The sequence below is a fragment of the Micromonospora endolithica genome (assembly GCF_003626595.1).
In the GTDB taxonomy this organism is placed as follows: Bacteria; Actinomycetota; Actinomycetes; order Mycobacteriales; family Micromonosporaceae; genus Micromonospora; species Micromonospora endolithica.
This window is the reverse complement of the sequence record NZ_RBAK01000003.1, coordinates 399,797-426,035: the sequence shown is the minus strand read 5'-3', so window position 1 is coordinate 426,035 and position 26,239 is coordinate 399,797. Positions and strand designations below refer to the sequence as shown.

Here is a 26,239-nt window from a genome sequence, read left to right as displayed (position 1 = left end):
GGACACCCCGCGACCCGGCCCCGCCGGCTCGCGCGCCCGACGCACCCCCGCCGCTACCCACGCGGCGCCGACGCACCCCCGCCGCGACCCACGCGGCCGACGCGATCCGCCGCCGCGCCGCGACGGACGAGGAAGAGGTAACCACCGTGCTGCGACTGCCCGACGCCTGGATCTGGGACTTCTGGTTCGCCCGCGAGGGCGACACGTACCACCTGTTCTTCCTTCGTGCCTCGCGGGCGCTGGGCGACCCGGACCGCCGGCACTGGCGGGTCGGTGTCGGCCACGCCGTCTCCACCGACCTGCGGGAGTGGACGCAGGTCGCCGACGCGCTGGTGCCCGACGACCGGCCCGCGTTCGACGACATCGCCACCTGGACCGGCTCGGTGGTCCAGGGCCCCGACCAGCGGTGGTACCTGTTCTACACCGGTGCCGGCAGCACCGAGCGGGCCCTGGTGCAGCGGATCGGCCTGGCCACCTCGACGGACCTGCTGACCTGGGAGCGGCACCCGGCCTCGCCGGTGCTGAGCGCCGCCGGCCGCTGGTACGAGCGGTACGGCGACTCCACCTGGCACGACGAGGCGTGGCGGGACCCGTGGGTGTTCCCCGACCCGGCCGGCGACGGCTGGCACATGCTGATCACCGCGCGGGCAAACGAGGGACCGGCCGACGACCGGGGCGTGATCGGCCACGCCCGCTCGCAGGACCTGGTGAGCTGGACCGCGCAGCCGCCGGTCACCGCACCCGGCAGCGGCTTCGGCCACCTGGAGGTACCCCAGGTCGAGATCGTCGACGGCCAGCCGCTGCTGATCTTCTCCTGCCTGCGTGACCACCTCGCCGAGCGCTGCCGGGACGCCGCCGCCTGCGGGGTGTGGGCGGTGCCCGGTGACTCGCTGCTCGGCCCGTTCGACGCCGCCCGCGCCCAGCGGCTCACCGACGACAGCCTGTACAGCGGCCGGCTGGTCCGTGACCCGGCCGGGCAGTGGCAACTGCTGGCGTTCCTGCACCACGACGAGCGGGGCCGCTTCGTCGGGGAGCTGAGCGACCCGATCCCGGTGCGGGTCGTCGACGGGGTGGTGCTGCTCGGCGACGCCGCCCCCGGCACCCCGTACTCGGTGCACGGCCGGCGCGACGTCGCCCCCGACCGGGGACAGGCCGGGCCGCCGGCGCCCACCCAGGCACAGGCCGAGGCCGTGGCGGCGGGGGCCTGAGCGTGTTCGCCGTGCTCGGTGAGGCCGTCGTCGACCTCGCGCCCGCCGGCCGCGACGGCCTCTTCGCCGCCCATCCCGGCGGTAGCCCGCTCAACGTCGCGGTGGGGTTGGCCCGGCTGGGTCGCCGCACCGCGATGCTGGCCCGCTTCTCGCGTACCGCCCTCGGCCGGCGACTGCGTGACCACGCCGCGACCAACGGCGTGGACCTCGATGCGGCCGTGTACGACGACCGCCCCGCCACCCTGGCGGTCGTCTCGGTCGGCGACACCGGGGCGGCCGACTACGACTTCCACCTCGACGGCACCGCCGACTGGCACTGGACACCGGAGGAGCTGGCCACGCTGCCCGCCGGCACCCGGGTGCTGCACACCGGCTCGCTGGCCGCCCTGCTACCGCCCGGCGCGGACCTGGTGGCCGACCTGCTGGCCCGGGAGTACGCGGCCGGTCGGGTGCTGGTCAGCCTCGACCCGAACGTACGCCCGGCGATGCTCGCCGACCCGGTCGCCGCCCGGCGCCGGCTGCTCGCCCTGGCGCGGCACGCGCACCTGGTCAAGGCCAGCGACGAGGACCTCGCCTGGCTCTTCCCGGGCGAGCCGGTGCCGACCGCCGCGCGCCGGCTGGGCGAGGAGGGCGTACGCCTGGTGGTGGTCACCCGGGGCGCGGCCGGCTCCTACGCCCGCACCGCGACCGTCGAGGCGCACCACCCGGCGCGGCGGGTGACCGTGGTGGACACCGTCGGCGCCGGCGACGCGTTCACCGCCGGTCTGCTCGACGCCCTCGCCTCGGCGGGCGCGGTGACTCCCGGGGCGCTCGACGGGCTGACCGCCGGGCAGCTCACGGCGGTACTGGACCGGGCGACGACCGTAGCGGCCCTGACCTGCACCCGCGCCGGCGCCGACCCACCGCACCGGGACGACCTACCCTGACCCCCTCCTCCCCCGCCCGGTGCGGGGTGGTCAGCGGGGGGTCTGGACGGGCATGGGGACCTGGAGGAACGTGGTGCCGCGCAGGTCCAGCCAGGCCCGGTCGGGGGCCCGGACCAGGCGCAGCATCACCTCGACGCAGGTCGGGCAGCGGCCCACCAGCCCCGGGGCGTGCGCGTAGACCTGGAGCCCGGCCATCGGGCCGACCGTGCCGCAGTGGTCGCACCGGCCGGTGGCGGTGCTCAGGTCGACGGCGAACAGCTCCCGCAGCGGGCCGTCGAGCATGTTGCCGTCCAGGTACGACAGTTCGGTCATCGCGCTCTCCTTGTCCGTCGCGACGGTCCGCGCCCCGGGTGACGGTCGATGTCAGCCGGTGGGGCCGAACCGTTCGGTCTTCACCCGCCGGGTCTGGTGGCCGAGCCCGACCAGCAGGTCGGCGGCCGTCTCCACGAACCCGGTCGGCCCGCACACGTAGCAGAGTGGTTCCAGGTCGGGCGGCCAGCCGTGGTTGTTGACGTCGGCCAGACCGATCCGGTGCGGCTCGCCCCGCCAGCCGTCGGGCGCCTCGCGGGTGTACACGTACGCCACGTCGAGGCCGAGGTCGTCGCGGGCGCGGCGGCGCAGCTCGTCGGCGTAGATCACGTCGGCCGGCGTCCGCACCGAGTAGAGCAGCCGGAACGGCACCCGGCTGCCGGCGGCACGGCGGGCGCGGATCATGGCCATCAGGGGTACGACGCCCGAGCCGCCCGCCACCAGCAGCACCGGCGCGGTCTCCTGCGGTCGCCAGACGAACCAGCCGCCGAGCGGCCCGCGCACCTCGACCGGGTCGCCCTCGCGGTAGACGTCGATCAGGTAGGGCGAGACCTCCCCGTCGGGCACCCGCTGCACGGTCAGCTCGATGCGCGGTCCGCCCGGGCCGTCGACGGCCGGACCGGCCACCGAGTACGACCGGGCCGCCTGATAGCCGTCCGGCGCGGTGAGCCGCACGTCCACGTGCTGCCCGGGCAGGTGCCCCGGCCAGTCCGGCAGTTCCAGCACCAGCGTCTGCGCGTTCGGGGTCTCCACCCGGCGCTCGACCAGCCGGCCGACCCGCCACCGCGCCGGGGCGCGCGCCGGGGTCTGCGCCACCACGGCCGGCTCAGTCACCCTGGTACCGCTGCTCGCGCCACGGGTCGCCGTAGTCGTGGTAGCCGGCGGTCTCCCAGAAGCCCGGCTCGTCCTCGACGGTCAACCGGACGCCACGCACCCACTTGGCGGACTTCCAGAAATAGAGGTGCGGCACCAGCAGTCGCGCCGGGCCGCCGTGCTCGCCGGGCAGCGGCTCGCCGTCGTAGGTGTGCACCACCCAGGCCTGACCGTCGCGCAGGTCGTCCAGCGGCAGGTTGGTGGTGTAGCCGCCGTACGAGTGGGCCTGCGCGTAGTCCGCGGCGGTGTCCACCCCCTCCAGCAGGGTGTCCAGCGAGACGCCGCGCCAGGAGGTCCCCAGCTTGGACCAGTGGGTGACGCAGTGGATGTCCACCGTCGGCGTCTCCTGCGGCAGCGCCATCAGCTCGTCCCACGTCCAGCGGAACTCGGTGCCGGTCTCGGTGGCGATGACGAACTCCCACGTGTCCAGCGGGACCCTCGGGGTGGGCCCGGCGGACAGGACGGGGAAGTCCTCGGTCAGGTACTGCCCCGGCGGCAGGGCCGGCTCCGCGGTGCGGGGCCGGCCCTGGAAGCCCGGTGACACGATTCCCATCCGTCAGTCGTACCACCCCGGACGCCCACCCGCGCCCCCTCGGCCGGAAACCGGCCGCCGGCGACCTCACCGGTGGTCGACGACCACGTCCTTCTCCGGCGTGGCCGGATTGCGGGTGGCGCGCAGGCTGGTCAGGGTGACGACCACCAGAACGGCGACGATGACGGCGAGGGAAAGCTCGGTGGGGATCTCCGGCACGCCCGACCAGATGCCGTGCGCCCAGTGCAGGCCAAGCTTGACGCCGATGAACGCCAGGATGACGGCCAGGCCGTAACTGAGGTGCACCAGCCGGCTCAGCGCGGCGTGCAGGACGAAGTAGAGCGCCCGCAGGCCGAGCAGGGCGAACGCGTTGGTGGCGAAGACCAGGTAGGGGTCCTCGGTGATGCCGTAGACGGCCGGCACCGAGTCGACGGCGAAGACCACGTCGGTGGCGAGCACGGCCACCGTGACCAGCGCCAGCGGGGTGAGCGCCCGCTTGCCGGCCACCCGGACGGTCAGCCTGGTGCCCTGGTACTCGTCGACCACCGGCATGAACCGGCGCAGCAGCTTCACCGACCGCATCTTGTTGATGTCGACCTCCTGCTGGTGCCCGGAGAGGGCGTCACGCAGCAGCTTCACCGCCGTGACGAGCAGGATGACCGCGAAGAGCAGGAAGGCGAAGTCCAGGGTCTGCAGGGCGGCGGCACCGAGGGCGATGAAGACCGCGCGCAGCACCAGCGCCCCGGCGATGCCGTAGAGCAGCACCCGCTGGGCGAGCACGGCCGGTACCGCGAACGCGGCCAACAGCAGCATGAAGACGAACAGGTTGTCGACCGAGAGCGACTTCTCCACCAGGTAGCCGGTGAGGTAGTCGAAGCCCTGCTTCGAGCCGAACTCGGCCCAGATCCAGGCGCCGAAGGCCAACGGGAGGGCGATGTAGAACGCCGACCAGCCCAGCGCCTCGCGCAGCGACACCTCGTGCGGGCGGCGGGTGACCAGGAAGTCCAGCACCAGCAGGGCGAGCACGCCGGCGATGGTGACACCCCAGAGCATGGGGGTACCCACCGAGTTGATCTCGGTGGCAGCAAGCGACAATTCGGACATGGGGCCTCCTCGAACACCGTGTCATGTTCGAGGTCTCCTTCACCCACTTTTCGCGGGCAACCATCCGAGGCGCGCTCTGAGACCCGCCGTACTGACCGGAGTGGTTCTGGGAAGTACTCCCCTCGTCGGGACAAGGTTAGGGCAGGCCGAAACGATGCGGCAAACGGGGCGCGCCGGATCACGCGCCCCGTGCCGGAAGGCCCGCCGGACGGCCCGCCACCAGGCACGACGCGGTCAGGCCGCGGACAGGCGACGCAGCGCGACGCGCTGGAGGCCCTCCAGCGGACCGTGGCCGTACCGGCGCAGGCACCAGCGCGCCCCACCGACGAGGGCGAGCGCCACCGCCGTCCAGAGGCCGAGCACCCACCACGGCGCGGCGCCCCGCCAGGTCTGCGCCAGGCCCAGGCCCCAGCCGTAGCAGACCAGCACGCACAGGACGTTCTGCGCGACGTAGCAGGACAGGGCGGTACGCCCCACCGCGCTCAGGCCGGCCGTCACCGGACCCGGCCGGCGCACCCGGTCCAGCACGACGCCGACCAGTCCCAGGTAGCCCAGCGCGGTCACCGGCGCGCAGACGTACCGGTCCAGCAGGAAGAACTCCGGTCCGGCGAGGGTGGTCGCCAGGTTGACCGGCAGCCCGACGCCGAGGCCGACCACGGTCAGTCGGCGGCGCAGGGCGGGGCCCCGCCCGTCGGGGTCGAACGCGCCGGCCCGGAACAGCCGTACGCCGAGCAGGAACAGGAAGACCAGCAACGCGAAGCTGAGGATCGGCTCGGCCCGCAGGGCCACCGCGTTGTCCAGCCGGAACGCGACCTGGTCGGCCCAGGATCCGGCGTTGAAGATCCGGACGGCGGCGTCGACGTCGGCGGCGTCCTGCGGCGCGGTCACCGGCGCGGCGGCCAGGGCCAGGGTGAGCAGACCCATCAGCGCCACGTGCAGGGCACCGGCGGCGTACAGGACCACGCGCTGCACCCGCGGCGACCGGGCGAGCAGCCACGCCACCAGCAGCGCCACCACCGCGTACCCCATCAGCACGTCGAAGGCGAACACCAGCAGGAAGTGCAGGGTGCCCTCGACGAACAACAGCAGTGCCCGCCAGCCGTACCGGCCGGGCCAGGACCGGCCCCGGGACGTCGCGGCGCGGTGCTGGATGGCCAGGCCGACGCCGAACAGGATGGTCAGCAGGGCCAGGAACTTGCCGTTGGCCAGGAAGCGGAACGCGGTCTCCACCACCGCGGCGGCGGACCAGCCGCCGGCGGGGCTCGCCGAGATCGCGGCGACGTCGACCAGGAACCGGGCCTCCCCGCCGGGGACGGCGAAGATCCACACGTTGGTGCCGAGGGTGCCGAGGATGGCCACCCCGCGCAGCACGTCCGGCAGGGGCAGCCGGCGCGGCGCAGTGCCGGTGGGTGCGGCGGCGTCGGTGGGTGCGGCGGCGTCGGTGGCGTGCGGCGCGGTCGTCGGTTTCACCCTCCCAGCGTCGCAACGCCGGCGGGCCCGGACCTCCTGCCGGCCGCCGAGATCCGCCTCCCGCTTTCGATGTACGCCGGGCGCACCCTTCGACGGACCCGACCCCGGCCGGCGGCGCGGCGACCCTTACCGGGCGGTAGCCCGAGCGCCTATGGTGGCCCGATGACGGACGACGCGGCCATCGGTCCCCTTGCCGGCGTACGGGTGGTCGAGCTGGCCGGTATCGGCCCCGGCCCGTTCACCGCGATGATGCTGGCCGACCTGGGCGCGGACGTGGTCCGGGTGGACCGGGTGGGCGACGTGGACCCGGCCGCCTTCGGCACCCCGCACCCGGACCTGCTCAACCGGGGACGCCGCTCGATCGGGGTGGACCTGAAGTCGCCCGGCGGCCGGGAGGTGGTGCTCGCGCTGGTCGCCGGCGCCGACGCGCTGGTCGAGGGATTCCGGCCGGGGGTGACCGAGCGGCTCGGTCTCGGCCCGGCCGAGTGCCACGCGGTGAACCCCCGCCTGGTGTACGGGCGGATGACCGGATGGGGTCAGGACGGCCCGGCCGCCCCGTACGCCGGGCACGACATCGACTACCTGGCGTTGACCGGTGCGCTGCACGGCATCGGCCGGGCCGGCGAGCGCCCGGTGCCGCCGCTGAACCTGCTCGGGGACTTCGGCGGCGGCGGCATGATGCTCGCCCTGGGTCTGGTCTCCGCCCTGTACGCGGTGCGCGGCGGCGCGCCCGGTCAGGTGGTCGACGCGGCCATCGTGGACGGCGTGGCGGTGCTGAGCACGCAGATCCACGCGCTGCGCCGGCTGGGAATGTGGCAGGACCCGCGCGGGGTGAACCTGCTCGACGGCGGCGCGCCCTTCTACGACACGTACGAGTGCGCCGACGGGCGGCACCTCGCGGTGGGTGCGCTGGAGCCGCGCTTCTACGACGAACTGGTCCGGCGTACCGGCTTCCCGCCGCACCCCGGCGAGGACCTGGACCGTACCGACCCGGCGAACTGGCCGGCGCTGCGCGAGGCGTGGGCGCGGCTCTTCCGTACCCGCACCCGGGACGAGTGGACGGCGTTGCTGTCCGCCTCGGACGCCTGCGTGGCGCCCGTACTGGACTGGACCGAGGCGCCGGAGCACCCGCACCTGGCCGCCCGGGGCACGTTCACCGAACGGGACGGGGTGACCCAGCCCGCGCCGGCACCGCGCTTCTCCGGCACCCCCACGGCGCTGCGCCGCCCACCGCCGCAACCCGGCGAACACACCGACGAGCTGCTGGCCGAGGCCGGTTTCGACCCGGCCCGCACCGCCGAGCTGCGGGCCGCCGGCGCCGTCGCCTGAGGTGTGAGGAAGGGCCCCCGCTTAACGCCTGGCGTTGTACAAGGGTCCCTTCCTAACACCGCGACACGGCGGCGCGGCGAGGCGCGGCGGCGCGGCGCGACACGGCGCGGGCGGTCAGGAGTAGCGCAGGGTCGCCCCGGGGGCCATCGCCGGCTCCACCAGGTCCCGGTAGTCACGGGGAAACTGCACCGCCACGTCGTCGAACTCGCCGCCGGTGATCGCCTCCCGGAGCGTGACGAAGACCGCCCGGGTGCCGTCGCGGGCCGTCGCCTCGTCCACCCGGGCGCGGAACGCCACCCGCTCCAGGAACTCCTGCGCGCCGAACCGGTCCGCCGCCTCGGCGCCGCCCTTCACCACCACCTGCAACGGCGCCGGCAACTGGGCGGCCAGGTCCAGGATCTCCCCGCCGGTGAGCCGGTCGGCGAGCGTCTCCAGCGTCGCGCGGGTCAGCTCCACCGCCTGCTCCGCCGACCTGCCGGTACGGCGGGCCACCTGGTCGACGAAGGTGTCGTAGTTCATGCGTACTCCTCTGTGCCGCTGGTCTCGGGGCCGGCGGTTACCCGCGATCGGGGCCGGAAAACGGCGGCGATTTCGCCGCTGGCGGCGCGTGAGACCCGCCCGGACGGGTAACCGCCGCCGGTCGTGACCGCATCGATGCCGCGAGGAGCCGACACCATGGCGACGTACGCCGACGTGTTGCAGTACCTGTCGAGCCTTGACTACCCGGCCGAGAAGGACGACGTGGTACGTGAGGCCGAACGGGAGGGCGCCCCGCCGGACGTGCTGCGGGCGTTGCGCGCGCTGCCGCCGGTCGACTACGCCAACGGCACCGAGGTCGCCCGCTCGGCGGGCATCGAGGCCGCGCCGGAGGTGGGCCCGGCCCAGCGGGCGATGCAGGCGCGGGACAAGAAGCACCAGCGGGTGTCGCAGCACCTGCGCGGCATCTGAGCGGTGCGTGACGGGCGCGGGCCGGATGCCTGACCGGTTCCCGCCGGCCGCCCGCCAGCTCGCCGTCATGGGCCTGGTCGGCGTGCTGGCCGGCGGGTTGACCGGGGTGCTGGACGGCCCGTTGCTGGCCCCGCTGGTGGGGTGGGACGCCGCCGCGCTGAGCTGGCTGCTGCTGGTGTGGCACAAGCTGTGGCCGCTGGACGCCGCGCGGACCGCCCGGCTGTCGGTCCGCGAAGACCCCAACCGGGCGGTACGCGACGTGCTGCTGCTGACCGCCTGCCTGGCCAGCCTGCTCGCGGTGGGGTTCGTGGTGACCAACGCGCACGGGGCGGCGACCGCGTTCGGGCGGGACCTGTACGGCGGGGTGGGTGTGCTCAGCGTCCTGCTGTCCTGGCTGGTCGTGCACACCGTGTTCGCCGCCCGGTACGCGCGGATCTACTACACCGGACCGGACGGCGGGGTGGACTTCAACCAGGCCGCGCCACCCCGCTATGCCGACTTCGCGTACCTGGCGTTCACCGTGGGGGCCACCTTCCAGGTGTCCGACACGTCGCTGACCAGCAGCGAGATGCGCCGTACGGTGCTGGGGCACTCGATGCTGTCGTACCTGTTCGGGGCCTTCGTCATCGCGGTGACGGTGAACCTGCTGGCCGGTCTGGCCCGGTGAGCGGGACCGGACAGGCGGGCGCCCCGGGTCGCGAATCGCGTCCCGGGGCGCCACCCCACGAACCTGTCCCCGATGCCGCGCCCCGAACCGGGACGCACCACCAGGCGGTTGATGTTCACCCGAACCGGGTGGGCATCACTGCCGCGCCCAGCATATGACATGCCATCATCCGAACGGGTAACAGTTTCGGAACTGTGGGCGGAAGCACGTTCCCGCCTCAGGTGTCCAGCTCCGCGTACCGCTTCTCCAGGTCGACCCGGGCGAGCGCCCCCACCAGCCAGGCGAGCCGCTCCGACTCCCCGCCGCCGGCCAGCGCGGCCAGGTCGTCGGCGGTCCGGCCGAGCCCGAGCCGGCGGGCCGCGGTGAGCGCCCGCTTGTCGGCGACCGGCGCCACCTCCCGCCACAGCGCCTGCGCCTCCCGCAGGAACAGGTCCGCCACCTCGCCGTCCACCCCGGGAAGCGCGGTGAGCAGCTCCCGCTCCCGGGCCGGGTCGTGGTGGGCGAGCGCGCGCAGGCGACGCAGGTCCCCGCGGTACCGCTCGACGACCGTACGGGCCAGGTCTCCCAGGGTGTCGGCGAGGGCGTCGACGTCGCCCCGCTGGCCGGACCCGCGCAACACCCGGGCCCGCTCGGTCTGCGTCGACCGGGCCAGCCGGGCGGCGCTGTCCCACCCGTTGGCCGGCAGCGCGTGCCCGCCGTCCACGGCCAGCCGGAAGTCGCCCCGTCGGGCCAGCAGCACCGCCAGGCAGAGGACCTGGAACAGGCTCGACGGGTTGTTGGTGACCCGGAAGCCGTACTGCTCGGCGAACCCGCGCCCCTCGCCGGCGAGCCGGCGGGCCAGGCGCTTCCTGTCCTCGGTACGGGCGATGACACTGGTCGGCATGCCGGCGACTACCCGCCCGGGCGGCGGCCACGCCTGCGTCGCGGTGCGCGCCCGGCCCGCAGCCGGGATCGGCCGCCGTCAGCCGTGCCGGTTGCCGGCCCGGTCGCGGGCCTTGAGCCGGGTGGTGGGCAGGTCCGGAGCGGGCAGCGGCGGCGCCGGGTCGTCGGTGACGGCACCGAAGCGCCGCCCGGCCATCCAGTCCTCCCGGGCGGCCACCACCTCCTCGTGGGAGCGACCGACGAAGTTCCACCACATGACCAGCGGCTCCTCGAACGGCGTGCCGCCGAGCAGCAGCAGCCGGCTGCCCGGCGCACCGTGCACGGTCAGCGCGGTCCGGCCGGCGCCGAGGTAGAGCAGCGCCCCGGGGGTGAGGCTCAACCCGTCCACCTCGGCGGCGCCGGAGACGGCCAGCAGCCCGTACTCGAAATCGCGCCGCAGTGGCAGCGTCGCCGGCGCCGCACCCCGCAGCTCCAGCTGCGCGCCGAGCAGCGGGGTGTGCACCACGGCCGGCGACCGCTCCCCGGACAACTCCCCGACCAGCAGGGTGACGTCCAGATCGCCGTTGGCGAAGCGGGGCAGGTCGGCGTGGTGGGCGAAGTCCGCCGGGCCGGCCCGCGCCGGGTCCGGCAGGGCCACCCAGAGCTGCACGCCGTGCATCAACGGCGGGCGCTCCCGCGGGGACCGCTCCGAGTGGGCGATGCCGTGCCCGGAGGTCATCACGTTGAGCTGGCCGGGCCGGATCGGCTGCACGTTGCCGAGGCTGTCGCGGTGCAGAATCTCCCCGTCGAGCAGCCAGGTCACCGTCTGCAGGCCGGTGTGCGGGTGCGGCGGCACCTCCATGCCGGGCCGCTGCACCACGTCGTCCGGGCCGAAGTGGTCCACGAAGCACCACGCGCCGACCATCCGCCGCTGCCGCTGCGGCAGCAGCCGGCGCACCGTCGTGTACCGCCCCAACGGCACGTCGTGGCCCGGCAGCAGCACGCTGCCGGGATCGACCGCCGCCACGCCGGGTGGTCGGGTCTGCGCCGGCATCTTCTCGGTACGCTCCACGGCCCGACTGTACGCCCGAGGACCGGCGGGAAGCCGGCGGTCAGGCCCACCTCCGGTCCGCCACCAGTCTGACGGCCAGCCGCAGCCCGGCCGGGGTGGCGTGGACGGTCAGCCGGCGCCGACGGTGACGGTGTTCGCCCCGGCGACCAGGTCGAGGTACAGGCGGTCGGCGGACCGGTCCCAACCCGGCGAGCCGAGCAGCGCACCGGCGCCCACCCCGTCGGTCCGGTCGCCGTGGACGCTGACCGAGCCGGCGCCGGTGGCGACCCGGACCCGTACCGGCACGCTGGCCGGCACCCGCACGTCGAGGCGGTTCACCCCGCCGGTGAGCCGCACCGTCGACGAGCCGGTGATCTCCGGCAGACGCAACTCCGTGTGGTTCGTACCGCCGGCCAGTTCCACCCCGGCCAGTCGCGCCCCGGCGAGGTCCAGGCGCTGCTCGGTCACCCCACCGGCGAGCCGCAGCCGCCAGGTCACGCGGGTGTTCAGCACCACCTCCGCCGTACCCGGACCGGATCGTCCGCTCGGGGCGAACCGCAACCGCACCGCGTCGCCGCGGACGGTGGGCTCGGGCCGCAGGGAGCTCCCGGTCGGCGTGCCGATCCGGTACCACTCCTCGCCCAGGTCCGCCACCCGCAGGTCGAGCCGGGTCAGGCCGTCGACGAGTTCGAAGGTCGCCGCTCGCCGCCCGGCCAACGGTGCCGTCCGCACCTCGGCCAGGTCGGACTCCTGCGCCGACGCCTCGGCCGCCGCACCCAGGCCGCCCGGCGGGGTGGCGGCGCCCGGTGGGCGGGGTACGGCGGGTTGGCCGCCGGAGAAGGCGATGCCGAGCCGCTGCGGGTCGGAGAGCGTCACCACCACGGCCACCACGCCGAGCGTGAGCACCACGACGGCGGCGGCGATGAGCACCCGCGCACGGCAGGGCCACGGCGGCCGGTCGTGGCGTTTTCCGTTCTCCTGCTGCCCCGGCACCGGCATCGTCTCCCCTTTCACGGTCCCCACGGGGAGATACGCGTCGATGACGCTCCCGGATCACCCTTCCCGCCCGCCCGGCCGCAGCCCGCACCGTGCCGCTTCGCGATCTTGCGCTTGGTGTCGTCGTCCTGCCCGATCCGCGTCTTCCGCGCCGACCGAAACCGCACGATCGCCGGCCCGGGCGGAGCGTCAACGTGAATCTTGGACAGTTTCTGTTCCGGCGGGACGGTAACTGTCCAAGATCTGCACGCACAGACGCCGCTGGCCGGCACCCGGGTTCGGGTGCCGGCCAGCGGCCTTTGTTCCCCCTTACGAGGAAAGCTGTCAGTTGTTCCAGTGCTGGGCGACGAGGTCGGCGGCCTGCTGCTCCCACTGGGCGTAGTGGTCGGGGTAGGCCGACACCTGCACGGTCTGCGCGGCGTCGGTCAGGGGCATGTCCTGCCAGCCGTCGACCTGCTTGAGGCCCTTGAGGAACGCCAGGGTGGAGTACTCGGGGTCGGTGATCTGCTCCACCGTGCCCCAACCGGAGGACGGGCGCTGCTGGAACAGGCCCTGCGAGTCGTGGTCGTTGCGGTCACCCAGGTGACCCAGGTTCTCCAGCTTCGACTCCTGCAACGCCGTCGCGATCGACACGACCGCGGCGCGCTCGTCCATGCCGGCCTTCTTCGTCGCGGCGATGATCGCCTTGACATTGGCCGTCTGCTCGTCGGACAGGTCGATCCGCGACTGCGCGCCCTGCACACCGTGCGGGATCAACTTGCCCGTGTCGGGCTTGTCGGCCTGCACCGCCACCGCGACGGGCGGGGACTGCACCGACGGGGCGGCGTGGGCGGTGGCGGGGCCGGCGAACATGCCACCGGCGAAGGCCAGACCAGCAATACCCAGAACGCTCTTACGCATGATCGTGTTCATCACAGAAGCTCCATTCGGGGGTCGACAACCCACACCACAGGGGGAAAGGGCGTGGGCGTTCGGAAGAAGATTCGGCGCACGCGTGTCACGAGCAGGGGGATGCCCGGTGCGTGGCGTCGGGGGGATCCAACGACCGGCCGGCCACCCCCATTCCCGGAGGGGCCCGGGGCCCCCTTCGGACCCTGCGGAGAACCGCAGGTCGGGGGTGCTACTCGATCGTCCGCATGGTGTAACGACCCCGGCCCGGCCGGCATTCCGCCACCGGGGTGCCCCCGACCACACCCCGAACCGGACAACCAACCCAGATTGGGGCACAGGCCACCCGCCGTGCCATGATCGGGGCTGCGCCGTGAGACAGGGGACGTGAATGCCGGGTGACCATCGGTTGGACCCGTACGACGAGCGGGTCACCGCGTTCTGCCGGGAGCGCCACCTGGCGACTCTGACCACCCTGCGGGCGGACGGCACCCCGCACGTCGTACCGGTGGGGGTCACCTTCGACGCCGGGGCGAACCTCGCACGGGTGATCACCAGCGGCACGTCCCGCAAGGCGCGGCATGTCGCGGCGGCCGGCCCGGACGGAACGCCGGTGGCGGTGTGTCACGTCGACGGGCGGCGCTGGTTGACGATCGAGGGCCGGGCGGTGGTCCGCTCCGACGCGCCGGCCGTGGCCGAGGCCGAGCGCCGGTACGCCGAGCGGTACCGGACCCCGCGCCCCAACCCGGAGCGGGTCGTCATCGAGATCACCGTGACGCGCCTGTTGGGCAGTCTCTGACCGGACGCGCGAGCCGTCCGGTTCCACCCTCGGGGGAGGCCCCTTCCCGCCCAGCGGCACCGGGAACCTGGCCCAGCAGCACCGGAATGAAGTCGGAAGCAGGGCGGTTGCACCCCCGGTAAGCCGGCGGGCGGTCACCACCTGCCGTCGGACCGGTGAAGCCGAGCGCCCTTCCCGGTGCTTGCCGCCTCCGCCCCCCGGAGGCGTCAGACCCCCGAACGGAGCCCGACTGATGAATCCGATCATGCAGAAGAGCGGTCTGTCCGTCGCCGGCCTGCTGGTGGCCGGCGGGTGCATCGCCGGCCCGGCCGCCGCCGCGCACGCCGCGCCCACCACCATCGCGCCACCCGGCACCACGACCACCGGCAGCACCGCCCGAGCCGACAAGGCCGACAAGGCCGAGCGCCGGCTGGGCGTCGAGTACCAGGCTCAGCCGAACTTCTACTACTGCGGGCCGGCGGCGACCCGGATCGCCCTGTCCGCGAAGGGCAAGGCGCTGACCCAGGACCAGGTCGCGAAGATGCTGGGTACCACCGAGGCCGGCACCGACTCGGCACTGGACATCACCCGGGTGCTCAACGAGCTGACCGGCGCCGGCTACGAGACGACCGAGATCCCGGGCCCGGTGGCCAAGCCGGCGGAGGTGGACCGGCTCCGGGCTGACGTGCGCGACGCGCTGGAAGCCGGCCGCCCGGTGGTGGCCAACATCAAGGGCACCGCGGTCGACACCGCCGGCAACCCGCACTCGTACGAGGGCGGCCACTACCTGACCCTGGTCGGCTACCGCGACGGCGGTGACCTGCTCCGGATCGCCGACCCGGCGGCGCCCGAGGGCGAGTACTGGATGACGCTGGAGAAGGTCGCCAACTGGATCGCCGAGCGCGGCTACTCCGCCTGATCGCGCGACGACCACGAGAGCCGGTCCCCGGACGGGGACCGGCTCTCGCGCGTCCGCCCGGGATCAGTCCCGGTCCGCCCGGCTGACCTCGTCGATCAGGCCGGCGAGCAGCGCTGTCCGCGGGACGACGGAGTCCAGGTCCAGCCACTCCGACGGACTGTGGTCGGCTCCGCCGACCGGGCCGAGCCCGTCGAGCACCGCCGCGCCGGCCTCGGCGAGCAGGTTCGCGTCGGCGCAGCCGCCGGTCGCGGTGTGCGACACGGGTACGCCCAACCCGGCACCGACCTTGGCGGCCAGCTCGGTGAGCCGCTGCCCGGCCGGTCCCGGCTCCCACGGCGGGGTGGGCGCGTGCACGGCCACCTCGGCGCGTACCCCGGAGACCTGCGGCTCGGCGACCAGCCGGCGGATCTCGGCGAGCGCCGCCTCGTACTCCCGGGTGTGCCAGGCGCGCAGGTCCACCAGCATGCGGGCCCGGTCCGGGACGACGTTCGGCCGGTCGCCGGAGGCGAGGTGGCCGACGTTCACGGTGACGCCGGGCCACCGGCCGTTGAGCGCGTCCAGGGCGACGGTCAGCCGGGCCGCGGCGAGCAGCGCGTTCGCCCCGCGTTCCGGCTCGATGCCCGCGTGCGCGGCCCGGCCGCGCAGCGTCACCTCCAGGTCCGCGACGCCTTTGCGGGCCGACACCAGGTCACCGTTGTCCCGGGCGCACTCCAGGCACAGTGCCACGTCGGCCACGGACCCGAGGGTACGCAGCAACGGGCGGCTGCCCGTCGACCCGATCTCCTCGTCCGGGGTGCAGACCAGCACCAGCTCGCCGTACTCCTCGCGGTCGAGCGCGACCAGGACCTCGACGGCGGCCAGGCCGGCGAGCACGCCGCCCTTGTCGTCGCTGACCCCCGGGCCGTACGCCCGGCCGTCCTGCACCCGGAAGGGTCGGGCGGCGGCCGTGCCGGGCGGGAAGACGGTGTCCAGGTGACCGGCGAGCAGGATGCGCCGTCGACCCCGGCCCCGCCGCCGACCGATTAGCACGTCGCCGAGCGGCCGGCCGGACGGGTCGGCGACCGGTTCGCGTTCCACCGCCATGCCGGCCTCCAGGCACCAGGTCTGCACCAGGTCGGCGACCTGCCGCAGGCCGTCCACGTGTCCGGACCCGGAGTCGACGCCGACCAGCCGCGCGAGGCGCTCGTGGTACGCGGCGAGCCGGCCCCCGGCCGCCGCGAGCAGCTCGGCGCCGCCGACCGCACTCACCGCGCTGCTGTCGTTCGCGACTGCGGGGCTGCGCTTCGCCGCACTCCTTCGCGCTCACCGAGCTGCCCTTTCGTTCGCGACTGCGGGGCTCCGCTTCGCCGCACTCCTCGCGCTCACCGAGCTGCCCTTTCGTTCGCGACTGCGGGGCTCCGCTTCGCCGCACTCCTCGCGCTCACCGAGCTGCCCTTTCGTTCGCGACTGCGGGGCTCCGCTTCGCCGCACTCCTCGCGCTCACAGGACCTTGTCCAGGAAGGCGCGGGTGCGGGCGTGCGTCGGGTTGCCGAGCACCTCGCCCGGTGGGCCGGACTCGACCACCACACCGCCGTCGAGGAAGGCGACCGAGTCGGCGACCTCGCGGGCGAACCCCATCTCGTGGGTGACCACGACCATCGTCATGCCGTCGGCGGCGAGGCTCTTCATCACGTCGAGCACGTCGCCGACGAGTTCCGGGTCGAGTGCCGAGGTCGGCTCGTCGAAGAGCATCAGCTTCGGGTGCATGGCCAGCGCGCGGGCGATCGCGACCCGTTGCTGCTGGCCGCCGGAGAGCTGTCCCGGGTAGCTGTTCGCCTTCTCGGCCAGTCCCACCCGTTCCAGCAGGGCCGACGCCTCGGCGCGGGCGCGGTCGCGGGGGGTACCGAGAACGCGTACCGGTGCCTCGATGACGTTGCCGAGCGCGGTGAGGTGCGGGAAGAGGTTGAACCGTTGGAAGACCATGCCGATGTCCCGGCGGCGGCGGGCCACCTCGCGGGCCTTCAGCTCGTAGAGCTTGTCACCCTGGCGGCGGTAGCCGACCAGGTCGCCGTCGACCCAGAGCTGCCCGCCGTCGATGCGTTCCAGGTGGTTGATGCAGCGCAGGAAGGTGGACTTGCCCGAGCCGGAGGGGCCGAGCAGGCAGGCGACCTCGCCCGGGGCGACGGTCATGTCGATGCCCTTGAGCACCTCGACCGGTCCGAACTTCTTGGTGACGCCCTCGGCCCGCACCATCGGCCGTGTCTGGACGGCAGCCGGCGCCTCGGCTCCGCCGGTGGTGGCTTGCGTGGTCATCGGACTCCTCCCCGGGCGAAACCGCGGCCGAACCGGCGCTCGATCGCCCACTGGCCGGCGGACAGCAGGCTGACCAGCGCCAGGTACCAGATCGCCGCCACGACGAGCAGCGGGATCACCTTGTAGTTGCCCTGGTAGACGGTCTGCACGGCGGTCATCAGGTCACGGCCGGCAATGATCGACACCAGTGCGGTGGACTTGAGCATGGTGATGGTCTCGTTGCCCATCGGCGGGATGATGACGCGCATCGCCTGGGGCAGGACCACCCGACGCAGGGTCAGCGCGGGGCTCATGCCGAGAGCTGCGGCGGCCTCGGTCTGCCCCGCGTCGACGGCGAGGATACCGCCCCGGATCACCTCGGCGGCGTACGCCATCTCGTTGAGCGACAGGGCGAGCACGGCGGCGACGGTGCCGGTGACCACGACGCTGGTCGGCTTGTCGAACAGGACCAGGTCGGTGAACGGCAGGCTGAACGTGATCCGGGGGAACAGCGCGCCGAGGAAGCCGAAGAAGATGATCTGCACCAGCAGCGGGGTGCCCCGGAAGATCCAGATGAAGGCCCAGGAGACGCCGCGCAGCACGGGGTTGGCCGACAGCCGCATGACGGCGAGCAGGACGCCACCGACGGTACCGAGCACCATCGCCAGCAGGGTCAACCAGAGCGTGGTGACCACGCCGTCGAGGATGTAGTCCTTGAACAGGTACTCGCCGATGGTGGCGGGTTCGAGGTTGGGGCTGTCCAGCAGCGCCCGGAGGAAGAGGGCCGCCACGCCGACCACGAGGATCGCGGTCAGCCAGCGCCCGTAGTGCCGTACGGGGACCACCCGTACCGTCTCGGTGTCGCTCGTCATTGAGTGCCTCCAGCGGCGGGGCCGGGTGAGCGCGAGGAGTGCGGCGCAGCGGAGCCCCGCAGTCGCGAACGAAGTGTGGTGCGGCGGTCGCCGGGCGCGCCTTCCGGGCCCGCCCTCACGGTGTCGAAAGGGCGCCCGGCGACCGCGGTTCAGGGAGTCGCCTCCGCCGAGGTCAGTCGATGGCCTGGTCGATGGTGGCCTGCTTGATCGCGATCGGCTCCTGCTTCCACTGGGCGAGGATCTTGGTGTAGGTGCCGTCGTCGATCAGCGACTGCACCGCGGCCTGGTACGCCTGGGCCAGTTCCTTCTGGGCCTTGAGGAAGCCGAAGCCGTTGGGGCTGGCCAGCCAGCCGTTCGGGGCGGACGGGTCCTCGACCAGGTCGGCCTTGCCGGCGAGACCGGGTGCGATGTCCACCAGGTTGACCTTGGTGGCGGCGACCACGTCGACGTTGCCGGCGATCAGCGCCTGCACCGCCTGCGGGTTCTCCGGGTACTCCTTGACCTCGATCGCCCGGCCGGCACAGTCGGACTTGCTGTAGTCGGCCAGGTTCTTCGCCTGGTTGCTCGCCTTCTGCACGGCCACCTTGCGCCCGCACAGGTCGGCGACGGTCTTCACGGCGAGCGGGTTGCCGGTCTTGACCAGGAAGCCGGTGCCGGAGGCGGAGTAGTCGACGAAGGTGGCGACCTGCTGGCGTTCCTTCTTGTCGGTGATGCCGCCGGCGATGGCGTCGTACTTGGCGGCCTGCAGCCCCGGGACCAGTCCGTCGAACGGCTGCTGGGTGAAGGTGGCCTTGATGCCGAGCCGCGCGGAGGCGGCCATGAACAGGTCGTGGTCCAGGCCCTTGAACGCGTCGGTGCGCCCCTCCTCGGCGAAGTCGATGAAGGGCTCGTAGGGGGCGTTGGTCGCCACGGTCAGGGTGCCGCGGTCCCGGACGTCGCCGGGGACCTTCCGGGCCAGGTTGGCGTCGGTGGTGACCTCACCGACACCCGCGATGGTGACGGTGACGGTCTTGACCTCGTCGCCGGTCGCGGCGGTGGAGGAGGAGTCGCCGCCGCAGCCGGCGGTGACGGCGAGGAGGGCCGTGGCCGTGGTGGCCAGGGCAAGGTGACGGATGCGCATGGGGTGTCCTTCCGGGTGCCAGTCGAACCAGCCCCCGGACTGTAACGCACGTTACGATCTCGATGGGGTTACAGTTTTCTGTAACGCCACATCGGGTGTCGCTCAGCTTCCCCCGTACGTCTGCTGGGCCTGCTCCATCGCCTTCAGGCGCTTGCCGGCGGCCGGCCCGAGCCGGTCGATCAACGCCGCCACCAGCGTCTCCACCAGGGCCAACGTCGGAACGAAACTGTCGTACGGCGAGGGCGACTCGACCCGGCTGGGCAGCACCACCTCGGCGAGCCCGGCCACCGGGGACAACCACCGGTCGGTGAACAGGACCACCCGGGCGCCCCGTGCGGTGACCTCCCGGGCCAGGGCCAGCGTGGGCTCCTCGTACCGGCGGAAGTCGAACAGGGCGAAGAGGTCCCGCCGACCCACGTCGACGAGCATGTCGGTGCGCTCCACCGGGGTGGACGGCAACACTCGGCTTCCCCCGCGTACCTGCATCAGGTGCAGCACCAGGTAGTGCGCGAGCAGCCCGGAGAACCGGCCGCCCGCCGCGGTCACCCGTAGCTGCTGGTCGGCGAAGAGACGGACCGCCGCGTCCAGCTCGCCCTGGGGCAGCTCGGCCAACGTCCCGGCCACCGCGTCCGGCAGGGTCGCCGCCGCCCGGGGCAGCGCCCCCGCCGGAGGCGCGCCGGTCCGCTCCGCCGCCCGGTACGCGGTCAGCGGCGAGGTCTCCCGCTCGGCCAGTTCGTCGCGCAGCGCGCGCTGGAACTCCGGGTAGCCGCCGAAGCCGAGCCGGCTGAGGAACCGCAGCACGGTCGGGGCACTCACCTCGGCCCGCTCGGCCAGCGAGGCGACCGTGCCCAGACCGGCGGCCGGGTACGAGGCCAGCAGCGCGCGGGCGACCCGGCGCTCGGCCGGGCTGCACTCGCCCAGCCGCTGGCGGATCAGCGCCGCCACACCCACCCCGGGCGAATCGGCGGAGGGGACGGCGTCATCGGAGCCGGAGTGGGCCCGACCGGCGCCCGCACCCGTGCCCGGCTCGCCGGCAAGATCAGAGGTCGACACGCGCTGAGCGTAGCGGCCGACCGGCGCCACCCGGCCCGGACATCGAAGCGGTCGCCCACCAACCGCCCCGCACCCCCTTGCCCGCCCCCCTTTGCACTGCTTCAACTGGCGCAACGGAAACGGCCGAGATCCGGTGCGTGGGTTGAAGCAGAGCAAAGGGGGCGTGGGAGGGTGTGGGGGTGCCGACACCGGGCGCGGCAGGAAGCGACAGCGGACGCGCGGAAGACGCGTCCTCCCGGGGGGATGAGGAGGACGCGCCTTCCGGCTCGGGTGGAATCAGGACTTGGCGACGGTGCAGGAGTAGTCGGCCGTGCCGGAGCCGGAGTACGCCTCCAGCTCGACGTAGTAGGTGGCCGATCCGGACGACGTCCTCGTCAGCGAGGCCGACTCGTCGGTGCCCGCCCCGTCGTTGACCGAGCGGGTGGCCGTGCTCCCGTTCGAGTTCAGCAGGTAGAGGTCGGCGTCGTAGGCGGTGGGGACGGCGCAGTTCACGGTCAGCGTCTGTCCACTGTTGAGACTGACCTTGAAGTAGTCCCGGTCGCTGGTGCTCTTCATGTCGCCGGTGACGGTCAGCGGGTAGCTGTTGCCGGTGACGTCGTTGGCGGCGTTGCGGCTGTCGTTCGGCTCGACCTCGGCGTACGACGAGCCACCACCGGGCGGGGGCGGTGGCGGGTTGGTCGAGCAGTCGGTGACCGGGGTACCGCTGTAGAGGTTGCTGCTCGGCACCCCGTTGGTCACGCTCTTCAGGTAGTAGCCGCAGGTGGGCCGGTTGGCGAAGTTGTAGGTCTGGCCGTTGGCGAGCTTCCAGATCTTGAAGTTCGAGTACGTCAGCGGCTGACCGGAGACGGCCACCTCGGGCTGGTGGTCGCCGAGGACCACGTACGCGTTCGAGCCGCTCAGCGTGGCCAGCCCGGACTTGTTGATGAACAGCGAGGCACCCTCGTTGACCCCGACGCCCCAGGCCGCGCCACCGCTGGTGCGACCGTCCTTGACGGCCCGCGCGACGAACGCCATCGAGCGGCCCATCCGGTCGCGCTCCTGGAAGTGCGAGTCGTTGATCGTGTTGGCGTAGTTCGCCCAGCGGAACATGCCGGTGGTGAAGGTCATCGAGCGGTCGTACGGGTTGTCCAGCGCGATCGCCGAGGTGGCGCTGGCCGCGCAGGCGTCGTACACGATGTCGCTGTTGATGTGGTGCCCGGCACTGCCGCCGCCGACCCCGCCACCCTTGGCCACCACCGACTCGACGGACGCCTCCAGCGCGGTGCCCTTCCAGGCGGCGTAGTTGCACTGGTTGCCGCCGGCGAAGTAGACGAACTCCGCGTTGCGGATGTCGGTGTTCACCTGGCTGTTGTTGCCGTCGTTGGCGCTGGTCAGGGTCAGCGTGGTGCACGAGTTGACGTTCGCCAGGCCGATGATGTCGTCGCACTCGGGGGTGCCGCCGTCGGACGCGGCGACAACCGCCACGTCGATCGTGCCGCTGCCGCCGCGGATCGCGTTGATGGCCTGCGTCATGGTGGCGGACACGACGCCGCCCGAGCCGTTCATCGTGTACGCCGGGCCGGACCAGCTCGCCCGGCTCACGTCGGTCGAGCTGCCCTGCCGGTCCCGGATGACCTGGGCGTGCGCGGCGGTCACCCCGACCGGCGCCACGGTGGCGACGAGACTCGCGGCGACGAGCACCGCGAGACGGGTACGCAGGGGGTTGCGGACAGGGAACATGGGCACCTCCGAGGGGCCACGGATCGATGAAACAGAAGTTACATCCATTAAGTTCCATGCTCAATACGTAACCCCTGTTACATCTTGATGACGAGCCGCTCGGTGCCCGACGGTCCCGCCCGACCCGGGGAATTCGCTCGCCCGGCACACCACCCGACTGCCACGATCGACCGATGCGCATGCACGACGACCAGGTCGACGTCGACGACGCGACGTGGGCGCGCGGGCGCGGCTGGGCGCTGGCGCAGGCGATCGGGTGCCTGGCGTACTACGTGGACACGAACCCGGTCATGTCCGCGACCGCCCGCCACACGTTGGCCGCGATCCTGCGCGAGTGTTAGGAAGGGCCCCTTGTACAACACTATGCGTTAACAAGGGGCCCTTCCTTACGCGTCAGGCGGCGCCGATGCCGATCACCACGCCGGTGAACGAGGTCGACTCCCCGGCCCGGTACGCGGCGAAGTCCCGTCCCCGGGTCAGCGTCGCCTGCCACCGCGGGTCGTCCTCGTAGGACACGTCGACGACCGACGCGCAGCCGGCGTTGGCGATCAGCGCCTCGGCGTTGGTGACCAGTCCGTAGTTCCAGAAGACGTCCTCGGTCGGCGTGGCCGCGCAGCCCGGCGCCCCGACGACCCGCTTCTTACCGGCAGCGAAGATCGGCTGCCAGCGGTCCGACCGGTACCGGTCGCCCTCGGTCAGCCGGGTCCACCGCACGCCCTCCACGCCCCAGACGGGCCCGGCGGTGGTCCGCGCCCGCCGCAGGTCCAGCACGGTCACCCCACGCTCGCCGATCACCCGCAGCTTCTGGTGCCGCGAGCCGACGTGGGTCACCTCCAGCGCGGTGTTCTCGTCCAGACCGAACACCCGCTTGTTGCGGGTGTCGGTGGCGAGCCGGATGGAGCGGGCCTCCCGGCCGCGCCGGGAGAAGTGGGTGTCCAGCAGGCCGTCGCGGAAGAAGCCGAACCCGCCCTTGGGCAGGTACCCGAGGACGGTCGAGTCGTCGAAGTAGCCGGGCTTCGACCCGTCCCGCAGGCCGGGGTCGACCGAACCGCCGGTGATCATGTCGCGGCCGGCCATGATCTGCGCGCCGGCGCTGGTGCCGGCGACGACCGCGCCGGTGCGCAGCTTGCGCCGGACCGCGGCCAGCGCGGCCGAGTCGCGCTGTGCGGTGCCCCGGGTCATCGTGGTGACGTACCGGTACTGGTCACCCCCGCCGAAGAAGAAGCCGGTCATCGAGTTGATCTGGGCCACCACCGCCGGGTCGTCGGCCTTCTCCGGGTGGTCGACGTCGATCGGGATCCACTGCGCGTCGGCGACGCCGTAGGTCTTGAACAGGTTGGCGTAGTAGTCGCCGTTGCAGACCGAGTTGTTGCAGTCCGGGGTGTCCGCGTCCGGGTCCTCGGCCGGGGTCGGCGCCCCGGCGGTGAAGATGCCGATGCGGGCCTTCCCGGCGCCACCGGCGAGTCGGACGATGTCGCCGTAGATGGCGGCGTTGTCGTCGGCGAGCGCACCGCCGACCAGCACGAGGCTGCCACCCGAGCGGTGGTGCGACGAGGTGGCCGAGGCGGGGGCCGCGGCCAGGGGAACGCTCAGCGCGACCGCCGTCAGCGCGCCGACCCCGAGGGTCAGCAGGCGGTTCATGGGCATGACTGCTCCTCACTGGAGACCGTGAGGGCGGGCCGAGGCGAGCGTACGGCAGAACGGCGACGGCGACAACGGTCCGATCGACGGTGGTGGGTTCGGTCGGCGGTGGCCGGGTAGGAGGGCCGACACCGACCGACCGCAACCGGTAAGGGGCCCGACATGAGCAATCCACAGACCGCCACCGACCAGGATGTCGTCGACATCCTGGTCGCCGACCACCGCGAGGTGGAAGTCCTCTTCGTCGAGTTGGAGAGCCGCCAGGGCACTCCGGAGCACCGCCGCCATCTGGCCGACGTGATGATCGCCGAGCTGGTCCGGCACGCGGTCGCCGAGGAGATGTACGTCTACCCGACCGCCCGCAAGGCGCTGCCCGACGGGGACCAGCTCGCCGAGCACGAGATCTCCGAGCACGCCGACGCCGAGCGCACCATGAAGGAGTTGGAGTCGCTCGACGCGTCCGACCCCCGCTTCGACGAGCTGCTGGCACAGCTGACCAGCACGATCCGGCACCACGTGCGGGACGAGGAGTCCGAACTCTTCCCCCGGCTGCGCGCCGCGGTGGCCCGGGAGGAGATGGTCGAGCTGGCCGGGAAGGTCCAGGCCGCCAAGCGGACGGCACCGACCCGCCCGCACCCGGCCGCGCCGGACCGCCCGCCGGCGAACAAGCTGCTCGGCCCCGGCACCGGCCTGGTCGACCGGGTCCGGGACGCCCTGAGCGGCCGTCCCACCTCGATGGAGGAACTCCGCGACAAGGAGAGCTGACCACCCGCGTACGAACGCTCCCGGGTCACCGCGTCGCGGCGGCCCGGGAGCGTCGTGGTGAGTCGTCAGCGGGGGGAGGTGTCACCCTCGCCGGTACGGGCCTGCGCCGCGTCCACGCCCTTGTCGATCTGCTCGTCGTACTTGCCGCCGGTGCGCTTGTCGGCCATGTCGCCGGCCTTGTCCATGCCCTGGTCGACCTGCTTGTCGTGCTTGTCGGCCATGTCCTTGGCCTTGTCCATGAAGTCGCTCACGGCAATCCTCCTCGCATCGGGGTTCCGTTTCTGCGTTCCCTCGACCTGGGACCGCAAACGCCGGAAGACCGGACAGACCGGGCCGGGCGACATCGGAGACGACGGCGAACCGGCGTACGATCCTCCCGCGACCGACCGGGAGGGGACGCCGTGCAGGGAACGCGCCGCCGGCCGCGGTGGACCGCCGCGGCGCTGGCGTTGCTGACACTCACCGCCTGCCAGGCCGAGCCGGCCGCCGACACCGCGCACTGGTCCGGCCCCGGTTCGGCCTCGTCCGCGCCGCCGGCGGCCAGCACGCCGACGCGGGCCGGCACCCCGAAGGTGGCCAGCGGGTTCGGTGCCGCCCCGACCGACTGCCCGGAGCCCCGCCCGGCACCCCGGTCGGCCAACTCACTGGACCCGACCGCCGCGTCGTACCTCGGGCGGAACGCCGACGACGCCGCCAACGCGGTGGACGTCTCACCCCGCTGCGAGATCGTCGTCGGCGGGCGGTTCACCGGCCTCAGCGGGGGTGCCACGACGACCCTCGGCCGGGGCGGGACGGGCGCGGTACTGCGACTCGACGGCACCGGGCGGCGTCTGCTCGGCACCACCCGGCTCGCCGGAACCGTCGAGGACCTGGAGGTCCGGCGGGACGGCGGCGAGATCGCGGTGGCCACCGACCGGGGCGTCTGGTTGCTCGACGCGACGGCCGGCACGGCCCGCTGGCAGCGCGGCCGGGGCGCCACGCGCGTCGCGGTCGGGGCCGCCGGCACGGTCGCCGCCGTCTCCGGCCCGACCGTCACCGTGTACGACCTGAGGGGCGCCACCCTGGCCACCATCCGACCCGCCGGGCGTACGGTCAGCGACGTGGCCGTGGACGACCGGGCCGGACTGGTGTTCGTCAGCGGTTTCCGGCAGGTCTCCGCGGGCCCGTGCGTACCGGTGCAGATCGCCTACGTGCACGCGTACGACCGGCGCGGCAAACTGCGCTGGCGGGCGTACGACCATCCGGCCGACCGGCTCGGCGACCTGTGCGCGGACAGCCGGGCCGACCGGGTGGCGATGGGCCGGGACGGGAAGCTCTATCTGGCCGGGCAGACCGCCGGCGGCAACACCATCTTCGCCCGGTCGGCCGCCGATCCGAGCCGGCCCGCACCGAACGTGGTCATCGACAAGTTCACCCAGGCGTTCAACACCTCGAACGCGCACTACACCTACCTGGCCCGCCTCGACCCGGCCACCGGACGGCAGCTCGCCGGGCAGGTGGTGATCAGCCGGATCGACAGCAAGGGCGACAAGGGCAACACCATCAAGCCGTACGCGATCACCGCCGACGAGTCGGGCCGGGTCTACGCCGGCGGGGTGTCCGCGTACCAGATCGCCGACCGGTCCCGGATCACCCTCGGTGGCCGCCGGCTGGCCGCGTACGCCGGAGGTGACGCCTGGGTGCTGGTGCTGTCGGCGGACCTGCGACGGCGTACGTCCTGGGTGGTCTTCACCGACGGCGGAGCCGGCGCGGTACGGGGGATGGCCGCCGGGTCCGGGGTGGCCGCCGCCGTCGCGGAGGTCGACAAGGGCCCGTTCCACCGCGCGCGGGCGGTGCAGTCCACCGCCGGCGGTGGCTACGTCGCGGCGTGGCCCGGTATCGGCTGATCCCGCGCCGCCGACCGGGCGGCGCGCCTAGCGTGTATGTCGGCGACGCGCCC

At 73.3% G+C, this 26,239-nt stretch carries 28 protein-coding genes; 10 read left to right on the top strand and 18 right to left on the bottom strand.

Annotation, left to right across the window (positions count from 1 at the left end):
• The first annotated feature begins 146 nt into the window (after positions 1-146).
• Positions 147-1,208 (top strand): glycoside hydrolase family protein, encoded by a 1,062-nt coding sequence (locus tag D7223_RS11240; RefSeq protein ID WP_120727870.1) that lies wholly within the window; start codon positions 147-149, stop codon positions 1,206-1,208.
• Between the two features lie 11 nt (positions 1,209-1,219).
• Positions 1,220-2,134: a carbohydrate kinase family protein gene (locus D7223_RS11235; protein ID WP_238161813.1), complete on the top strand. Its 915-nt coding sequence runs from the start codon at positions 1,220-1,222 to the stop codon at positions 2,132-2,134.
• 30 nt (positions 2,135-2,164) lie between these two features.
• Here D7223_RS11235 and D7223_RS11230 read toward each other — a convergent pair whose 3' ends face one another.
• The 5 genes from D7223_RS11230 to D7223_RS11210 all read right to left on the bottom strand — a co-directional run bounded on the left by D7223_RS11230 (position 2,165) and on the right by D7223_RS11210 (position 6,422).
• Positions 2,165-2,446 carry a DUF6510 family protein gene (locus tag D7223_RS11230; RefSeq protein ID WP_120727867.1) on the bottom strand — a complete coding sequence of 94 codons (282 nt, stop codon included), beginning with the start codon at positions 2,444-2,446 and terminating at the stop codon, positions 2,165-2,167.
• A gap of 51 nt (positions 2,447-2,497) precedes the next feature.
• Entirely contained in the window at positions 2,498-3,262 is a 765-nt protein-coding gene (locus tag D7223_RS11225) for a ferredoxin reductase (RefSeq protein ID WP_120727865.1), read from the bottom strand.
• Positions 3,263-3,269: 7 nt separating this feature from the next.
• The gene (locus D7223_RS11220) at positions 3,270-3,869 is read right to left on the bottom strand and encodes a sulfite oxidase-like oxidoreductase (protein WP_120727863.1); all 600 of its coding nucleotides are present in this window, start codon (positions 3,867-3,869) and stop codon (positions 3,270-3,272) included.
• Between the two features lie 66 nt (positions 3,870-3,935).
• Complete coding sequence (locus tag D7223_RS11215) at positions 3,936-4,952, bottom strand: TerC/Alx family metal homeostasis membrane protein (RefSeq protein WP_120727861.1); 1,017 nt, start codon at positions 4,950-4,952, stop codon at positions 3,936-3,938.
• A 234-nt stretch (positions 4,953-5,186) separates the two neighbouring features.
• Positions 5,187-6,422 carry a DUF418 domain-containing protein gene (locus tag D7223_RS11210; RefSeq protein ID WP_202864617.1) on the bottom strand — a complete coding sequence of 412 codons (1,236 nt, stop codon included), beginning with the start codon at positions 6,420-6,422 and terminating at the stop codon, positions 5,187-5,189.
• Between the two features lie 162 nt (positions 6,423-6,584).
• On the opposite strand from D7223_RS11210, the gene D7223_RS11205 reads away from it, so the two are divergent.
• Positions 6,585-7,751: a CaiB/BaiF CoA transferase family protein gene (locus D7223_RS11205; RefSeq protein ID WP_120727859.1), complete on the top strand. Its 1,167-nt coding sequence runs from the start codon at positions 6,585-6,587 to the stop codon at positions 7,749-7,751.
• Positions 7,752-7,865: 114 nt separating this feature from the next.
• Here the strand turns inward: D7223_RS11205 and D7223_RS11200 are convergent, their stop codons facing one another.
• On the bottom strand, positions 7,866-8,270 hold the full coding sequence (locus D7223_RS11200) for a DUF2267 domain-containing protein (RefSeq protein WP_120727857.1): 405 nt from the start codon (positions 8,268-8,270) through the stop codon (positions 7,866-7,868).
• A gap of 156 nt (positions 8,271-8,426) precedes the next feature.
• Here D7223_RS11200 and D7223_RS33940 point away from each other — a divergent pair, with 156 nt between their 5' ends.
• Together D7223_RS33940 and D7223_RS11190 are read left to right on the top strand one after the other, a co-directional pair.
• On the top strand, positions 8,427-8,699 hold the full coding sequence (locus tag D7223_RS33940; protein WP_120727855.1) for a DUF2795 domain-containing protein: 273 nt from the start codon (positions 8,427-8,429) through the stop codon (positions 8,697-8,699).
• A 25-nt stretch (positions 8,700-8,724) separates the two neighbouring features.
• Complete coding sequence (locus D7223_RS11190) at positions 8,725-9,366, top strand: DUF1345 domain-containing protein (RefSeq protein ID WP_202864616.1); 642 nt, start codon at positions 8,725-8,727, stop codon at positions 9,364-9,366.
• A 217-nt stretch (positions 9,367-9,583) separates the two neighbouring features.
• Here D7223_RS11190 and D7223_RS11185 read toward each other — a convergent pair whose 3' ends face one another.
• The 4 genes from D7223_RS11185 to D7223_RS11170 form a co-directional block, all read right to left on the bottom strand.
• On the bottom strand, positions 9,584-10,249 hold the full coding sequence (locus D7223_RS11185; RefSeq protein ID WP_120727853.1) for a hypothetical protein: 666 nt from the start codon (positions 10,247-10,249) through the stop codon (positions 9,584-9,586).
• A gap of 78 nt (positions 10,250-10,327) precedes the next feature.
• The gene (locus D7223_RS11180) at positions 10,328-11,299 is read right to left on the bottom strand and encodes a pirin family protein (RefSeq protein WP_120727852.1); all 972 of its coding nucleotides are present in this window, start codon (positions 11,297-11,299) and stop codon (positions 10,328-10,330) included.
• Between the two features lie 108 nt (positions 11,300-11,407).
• Complete coding sequence (locus tag D7223_RS11175) at positions 11,408-12,301, bottom strand: cell wall-active antibiotics response protein (protein ID WP_238161811.1); 894 nt, start codon at positions 12,299-12,301, stop codon at positions 11,408-11,410.
• A gap of 297 nt (positions 12,302-12,598) precedes the next feature.
• Positions 12,599-13,186 (bottom strand): hypothetical protein, encoded by a 588-nt coding sequence (locus D7223_RS11170; RefSeq protein ID WP_120727849.1) that lies wholly within the window; start codon positions 13,184-13,186, stop codon positions 12,599-12,601.
• Positions 13,187-13,553: 367 nt separating this feature from the next.
• On the opposite strand from D7223_RS11170, the gene D7223_RS11165 reads away from it, so the two are divergent.
• Positions 13,554-13,961, top strand: coding sequence for a pyridoxamine 5'-phosphate oxidase family protein (locus D7223_RS11165; protein WP_120727847.1), 408 nt, complete (start codon positions 13,554-13,556; stop codon positions 13,959-13,961).
• A gap of 232 nt (positions 13,962-14,193) precedes the next feature.
• Entirely contained in the window at positions 14,194-14,859 is a 666-nt protein-coding gene (locus D7223_RS11160; protein ID WP_120727845.1) for a C39 family peptidase, read from the top strand.
• A 63-nt stretch (positions 14,860-14,922) separates the two neighbouring features.
• On the opposite strand, the gene D7223_RS11155 is transcribed toward D7223_RS11160, so the two are convergent.
• From D7223_RS11155 to D7223_RS11130, 6 genes are all read right to left on the bottom strand, one after another.
• Positions 14,923-16,107, bottom strand: coding sequence for a M20/M25/M40 family metallo-hydrolase (locus tag D7223_RS11155; protein WP_238161810.1), 1,185 nt, complete (start codon positions 16,105-16,107; stop codon positions 14,923-14,925).
• Positions 16,108-16,338: 231 nt separating this feature from the next.
• Positions 16,339-17,151 carry an amino acid ABC transporter ATP-binding protein gene (locus tag D7223_RS11150; RefSeq protein WP_280531543.1) on the bottom strand — a complete coding sequence of 271 codons (813 nt, stop codon included), beginning with the start codon at positions 17,149-17,151 and terminating at the stop codon, positions 16,339-16,341.
• A complete protein-coding gene (locus D7223_RS11145) occupies positions 17,148-18,002 on the bottom strand; it encodes an amino acid ABC transporter permease (RefSeq protein WP_120727843.1) in 855 nt (284 codons plus the stop codon). The genes D7223_RS11150 and D7223_RS11145 overlap by 4 nt, the downstream gene beginning before the upstream one ends.
• A 172-nt stretch (positions 18,003-18,174) precedes the next feature.
• On the bottom strand, positions 18,175-19,122 hold the full coding sequence (locus D7223_RS11140; protein ID WP_120727841.1) for a transporter substrate-binding domain-containing protein: 948 nt from the start codon (positions 19,120-19,122) through the stop codon (positions 18,175-18,177).
• Positions 19,123-19,224: 102 nt separating this feature from the next.
• The gene (locus D7223_RS11135; RefSeq protein WP_238161807.1) at positions 19,225-20,175 is read right to left on the bottom strand and encodes a MurR/RpiR family transcriptional regulator; all 951 of its coding nucleotides are present in this window, start codon (positions 20,173-20,175) and stop codon (positions 19,225-19,227) included.
• Between the two features lie 276 nt (positions 20,176-20,451).
• On the bottom strand, positions 20,452-21,894 hold the full coding sequence (locus D7223_RS11130; protein ID WP_120727837.1) for a pre-peptidase C-terminal domain-containing protein: 1,443 nt from the start codon (positions 21,892-21,894) through the stop codon (positions 20,452-20,454).
• Between the two features lie 173 nt (positions 21,895-22,067).
• Between D7223_RS11130 and D7223_RS11125 the strand changes: the two genes are divergently transcribed.
• Complete coding sequence (locus D7223_RS11125) at positions 22,068-22,235, top strand: hypothetical protein (RefSeq protein ID WP_202864615.1); 168 nt, start codon at positions 22,068-22,070, stop codon at positions 22,233-22,235.
• A gap of 52 nt (positions 22,236-22,287) precedes the next feature.
• Here the strand turns inward: D7223_RS11125 and D7223_RS11120 are convergent, their stop codons facing one another.
• Positions 22,288-23,541, bottom strand: coding sequence for a cyanophycinase (locus D7223_RS11120; RefSeq protein WP_202864614.1), 1,254 nt, complete (start codon positions 23,539-23,541; stop codon positions 22,288-22,290).
• Between the two features lie 156 nt (positions 23,542-23,697).
• Here D7223_RS11120 and D7223_RS11115 point away from each other — a divergent pair, with 156 nt between their 5' ends.
• Positions 23,698-24,300 (top strand): hemerythrin domain-containing protein, encoded by a 603-nt coding sequence (locus D7223_RS11115; RefSeq protein ID WP_120727834.1) that lies wholly within the window; start codon positions 23,698-23,700, stop codon positions 24,298-24,300.
• A 65-nt stretch (positions 24,301-24,365) separates the two neighbouring features.
• On the opposite strand, the gene D7223_RS11110 is transcribed toward D7223_RS11115, so the two are convergent.
• A complete protein-coding gene (locus tag D7223_RS11110) occupies positions 24,366-24,551 on the bottom strand; it encodes an antitoxin (protein ID WP_120727832.1) in 186 nt (61 codons plus the stop codon).
• A gap of 150 nt (positions 24,552-24,701) precedes the next feature.
• On the opposite strand from D7223_RS11110, the gene D7223_RS11105 reads away from it, so the two are divergent.
• Positions 24,702-26,186: a hypothetical protein gene (locus D7223_RS11105; RefSeq protein WP_120727830.1), complete on the top strand. Its 1,485-nt coding sequence runs from the start codon at positions 24,702-24,704 to the stop codon at positions 26,184-26,186.
• Positions 26,187-26,239 lie beyond the last annotated feature (53 nt).